Annotated in this window: 6 protein-coding genes and 1 pseudogene; 6 read left to right on the forward strand and 1 reads right to left on the reverse strand. The window is 67.9% G+C overall.

The features are described 5' to 3' along the window. The 6 genes from A9W95_RS03315 to A9W95_RS03340 form a co-directional block, all read left to right on the forward strand. Positions 1-431 (forward strand): lytic transglycosylase domain-containing protein (locus tag A9W95_RS03315; RefSeq protein ID WP_067409214.1); only part of this gene is annotated, 431 nt, incomplete at its 5' end. 75 nt (positions 432-506) lie between these two features. Continuing rightward, positions 507-1,796 (forward strand): phosphopyruvate hydratase, encoded by a 1,290-nt coding sequence (eno, locus tag A9W95_RS03320; RefSeq protein ID WP_067409215.1) that lies wholly within the window; start codon positions 507-509, stop codon positions 1,794-1,796. Between the two features lies 1 nt (position 1,797). Beyond that, positions 1,798-2,463 carry a septum formation initiator family protein gene (locus A9W95_RS03325; RefSeq protein ID WP_067409216.1) on the forward strand — a complete coding sequence of 222 codons (666 nt, stop codon included), beginning with the start codon at positions 1,798-1,800 and terminating at the stop codon, positions 2,461-2,463. After that, positions 2,456-2,947: a DUF501 domain-containing protein gene (locus A9W95_RS03330; RefSeq protein WP_067409217.1), complete on the forward strand. Its 492-nt coding sequence runs from the start codon at positions 2,456-2,458 to the stop codon at positions 2,945-2,947. The genes A9W95_RS03325 and A9W95_RS03330 overlap by 8 nt, the downstream gene beginning before the upstream one ends. Further along, positions 2,938-3,885: a Ppx/GppA phosphatase family protein gene (locus A9W95_RS03335; RefSeq protein WP_067409218.1), complete on the forward strand. Its 948-nt coding sequence runs from the start codon at positions 2,938-2,940 to the stop codon at positions 3,883-3,885. Before A9W95_RS03330 ends, A9W95_RS03335 begins: the two co-directional genes overlap by 10 nt. A gap of 101 nt (positions 3,886-3,986) precedes the next feature. Then, positions 3,987-4,280: a hypothetical protein gene (locus tag A9W95_RS03340; protein WP_067409219.1), complete on the forward strand. Its 294-nt coding sequence runs from the start codon at positions 3,987-3,989 to the stop codon at positions 4,278-4,280. 52 nt (positions 4,281-4,332) lie between these two features. On the opposite strand, the pseudogene A9W95_RS26670 reads toward A9W95_RS03340, so the two are convergent. Beyond that, a pseudogene (locus tag A9W95_RS26670) lies at positions 4,333-4,408 on the reverse strand (DNA-binding response regulator); the annotation flags it as partial.

A 4,408-nucleotide genomic window follows, 5' to 3' on the forward strand; every position in this document is an offset into this window, starting at 1 on the left:
TGGCCGGTATCGGGCAGGTGGAAAGCCACCACGGCACCTACCGCGGCGCCACCATCGCGCCCAACGGCGACGTCACCCCGCCGATCCGGGGCGTCCGGCTGGACGGCACCGGCGGCACGCTGCGCATTGTGGACAACGACGCCGGCAACATGGACGGTGACGGCGGCGTGGAGCGAGCGATGGGGCCAATGCAGTTCATTTCCGAGACCTGGCGGTTGTACGGGGTGGACGCCAACAATGACGGCAAAGTCAGTCCGGACAACATCGACGATGCCGCGCTGTCGGCGGCGGGCTACTTATGTTGGCGTGGAAAAGATCTTGCGACGCCCCGAGGCTGGATCACCGCGCTGCGCGCCTACAACAACTCCGGTGTCTACCTGCGAGCAGTGCGCGACTGGGCGACCGCCTACGCGGCGGGTCATCCGCTGTAGAAGGATGGAGCGCTGACCGAGGCTTTAGGCTAAAGGCTGCCCGGGGGACCTCGTACATGCGCAAAGGAGAACTCAGTGCCGATTATCGAGCAGGTTGCGGCTCGCGAGATTCTCGACTCCCGCGGCAACCCGACCGTCGAGGTCGAGGTGGCCTTGATCGACGGGACCTACGCCCGCGCCGCGGTGCCGTCGGGCGCCTCGACCGGTGAGCACGAGGCCGTCGAGTTGCGCGACGGCGGCGATCGGTACGGCGGCAAGGGCGTCAAGAAGGCGGTGCAGGCCGTTCTCGATGAGATCGGCCCGGCCGTCATCGGCATCAACGCCGACGACCAGCGCCTGGTCGACCAAGCCCTGGTGGACCTCGACGGCACCCCGGACAAGTCGCGGCTGGGTGGCAACGCGATCCTGGGCGTCTCGCTGGCGGTCGCCAAGGCGGCCGCGGACTCCGCCGAGTTGCCGCTGTTCCGCTATATCGGCGGGCCCAACGCGCACATCCTGCCGGTGCCGATGTTGAACATCCTCAACGGCGGCGCCCACGCCGACACCGCCGTCGACATCCAAGAGTTCATGGTGGCTCCCATCGGCGCGCCCAGCTTCGCCGAGGCGCTGCGCTGGGGCGCGGAGGTGTATCACGCGCTCAAGGCGGTGCTGAAGAAGGAGGGTCTGTCCACCGGGCTGGGCGACGAGGGCGGCTTCGCCCCGGACGTCCCGGGCACCACCGCGGCGCTGGACCTGATCACTCGGGCCATCGAATCGGCCGGCTTGAAGCCCGGCGCCGACGTCGCGCTGGCGCTGGACGCCGCGGCCACCGAGTTCTACACCGACGGCACCGGTTACCGGTTCGAGGGCACCACCCGGACCGCCGAGCAGATGTCGGAGTTCTACGCCGGCCTGCTGGGTAGTTATCCGCTGGTGTCCATCGAAGACCCGCTGTCCGAAGACGATTGGGACGGCTGGGCGGCGCTGACGGCGTCGATCGGGGACCGGGTGCAGCTGGTAGGCGACGACGTCTTCGTCACCAACCCCGAGCGGCTCGAGGAAGGCATCCTGCGCGGCGTGGCGAATGCGTTGCTGGTCAAGGTGAATCAAATCGGGACGCTGACCGAGACGTTGGATGCGGTCGCCTTGGCCCACCACAGCGGGTACCGCACCATGATGAGTCACCGCAGCGGCGAGACCGAGGACACCACGATCGCCGATCTGGCGGTGGCCGTCGGCAGCGGGCAGATCAAGACCGGAGCACCCGCGCGCAGCGAGCGCGTCGCCAAGTACAACCAGCTGCTGCGCATCGAGGACGCCCTCGGTGACGCCGCCCGCTACGCCGGCGACCTGGCCTTCCCGCGTTACACACCGGAGCCGAAATAGGTTGTGCGCCAGGGCCGATCCCAAGCGCCGCTCCCCGGCCTCGCGCCCGGGGAAGGCCGGTGATCCGGCTCGGGGCCGTCGCTCCGCCAAGGCTACTCGCCCCACCAGCTCGACCAAGCCCACGCCGACGGCCGGACCGGCCAGGGGCGATACGACGCGCTCGCTGCAAGAGCATGTTGTCGAACCGATCCGGCGGTCATTCGCCGAATCCGTGGAGCAGCGATCCGAACAGCGGCTGGGTTTCACGGCCCGGCGCGCCGCGGTGCTTGCGGCGGTGATCTGCGTGCTGACGTTGACGATCGCGGGGCCCGTGCGCACCTACTTCGCCCAGCGCACCGAAATGGAACAGCTCACGGCCACCGAAGCCGCACTCCGCAAGCAGATCGCCGACCTGGAGCAACGCAAAGGCCAACTGGGTGACCCGGCGTTCATCGCGGCGCAGGCCCGCGAACGCCTCGGCTTCGTCAAGCCCGGAGACATTCCGTTCCAGGTGCAGTTGCCGCCGTCGGCAGCGACACCGGCGCAACCCGGGAACGAGTCGGCGGCGCCGGCCAAGAACGAGCCGTGGTACACCTCCCTATGGCACACCATCGCCGACAACCCACATCTGCCGCCCGCCGCGCCCGCTCCCGCGCCCGGGCCGGACCCGAACGCACCCGGTGGTTGAGCCTGCCGATGTCCAAGCGGTGGCGCGCCAGCTGGGCCGTGAGCCTCGGGGTGTGCTGGCCATCGCTTACCGGTGCCCCGACGGCGAACCGGGCGTAGTGAAGACGGCGCCGAGACTGCCTGATGGAACGCCGTTTCCGACGTTGTATTACCTGACGCATCCGCTGCTCACCGCGGCCGCGAGCAGGCTGGAGACCACTGGACTCATGCGCGAGATGACCGAACGGCTGGGCCGCGACGCCGAACTGGCTGCGGCGTATCGGCGGGCTCACGAATCGTATTTGGCCGAGCGCGATGCCATCGAACCACTGGGCACGACGTTTTCCGGCGGCGGCATGCCGGATCGGGTGAAGTGCCTGCACGTGTTGATTGCGCACTCCTTGGCCAAGGGGCGCGGAGTGAATCCGTTGGGGGACGAGGCGTTGGCGTTGTTGGCCGAGGACCCGACGCTGACCCCGGTATTGGTGGCAGAGCAATGGCGGTGAGGGTGGGGGCGATCGACTGCGGTACCAATTCTATTCGGTTGCTGATCGCCGACACCGCCGGTGCGGAACTGCGTGATGTGCATCGCGAAACGCGAATCGTGCGGTTGGGTCAGGGCGTCGATGCGACTGGTGAGTTCGCGCCCGAGGCGATTGCGCGGACTCGGGGCGCGTTGGCCGACTATGCGGACTTGTTGAAGTCGCACAACGTTTCCCGGGTGCGGATGGTGGCCACGTCGGCGGCTCGTGACGTCGCCAATCGCGACGACTTCTTCGCGATGACCGCCGACGTGCTGGGCGCGGTGGTCCCGGGGGCGGTGGCCGAAGTGATCAGCGGCGCGGAAGAGGCCGAGTTGTCGTTTCGCGGCGCCGTCTCCGAATTAGACGCTGAGGCAGCGCCTTTCGTAGTCGTCGACTTGGGCGGCGGCTCCACCGAGATCGTGCTCGGTGGGCCGGACGGGGTAGTGGCCAGTTATTCGGCCGACATCGGCTGTGTCCGGTTGACCGAACGCTGTTTACACTCCGATCCGCCGACGCCCGACGAGGTCGCCGAGGCTCGTCGGGTGGTCCGCGAGCGGTTGGCGCCGGCGCTGCAGGCGGTGCCGGTCTCGCAGGCGCGCACCTGGGTGGGGCTGGCCGGAACCATGACGACCCTGTCGGCGCTGGCGCACCGGATGACGACGTATGACTCAGCGGCCATTCATCTTTCGCGGGTGCCGCGCCGGGATCTGCTGGAGGTATGCGAGAAGCTGATCGCCATGCCGCGCCAGCAGCGCGCCGCGCTGCCGCCCATGCACGAGGGACGAGTCGACGTGATCGGCGGCGGTGCCATCGTGGTGGAGGAATTGGCCCGCGAACTGCACGACCGCAGCGGGATCGACGAGCTGACCGTCAGCGAGCACGACATTCTGGACGGCATCGTGTGGTCGATCGCTGACTGAGCCCCAGCTGTCACACGCGCCTCTGTCCAGGGTGGTGCACTTTTTGCCCGCCTCATAGCGACAACTGCTGCTTGTCGGACCGGCATGCGACGGTGTCGCCCATGGTCAAACAATTACACGGGACCGAGCTTCGCTACATGCTCACCATGCAGCTGGCCGTTCACGGGCCGGCGACCGTGGCCGAACTGATCAATACGCTGACGTGGCACGGCTTCTCGGTGCGCGGCAGAGCGTCGAAGGCTGTATCGGACGCGTTGCGGTGGGAAATCGGCCGGGGCAGGGTCACCAGGCTGAGCCGTGGGCGGTATGGACCGGCGTACCTGCCTCGGTCCACCGAGTACCGGATACATCAACGGGTATTGACGTTGCGCGCCGCCGCGAAGTTGTCGCTATGAGGCGGGCAAATAGAGCACCACCCCGGACAGGGACACAGGTGACCGCTGTGACTCAGGCCTCGAAGCGGTAGCCCATTCCCGACTCGGTCAGCAGATGCTTGGGATGTGACGGGTCCGCCTCGAGCTTG

The sequence above is a fragment of the Mycobacterium sp. 1423905.2 genome (assembly GCF_001673155.1).
Classification (GTDB): domain Bacteria; phylum Actinomycetota; class Actinomycetes; order Mycobacteriales; family Mycobacteriaceae; genus Mycobacterium.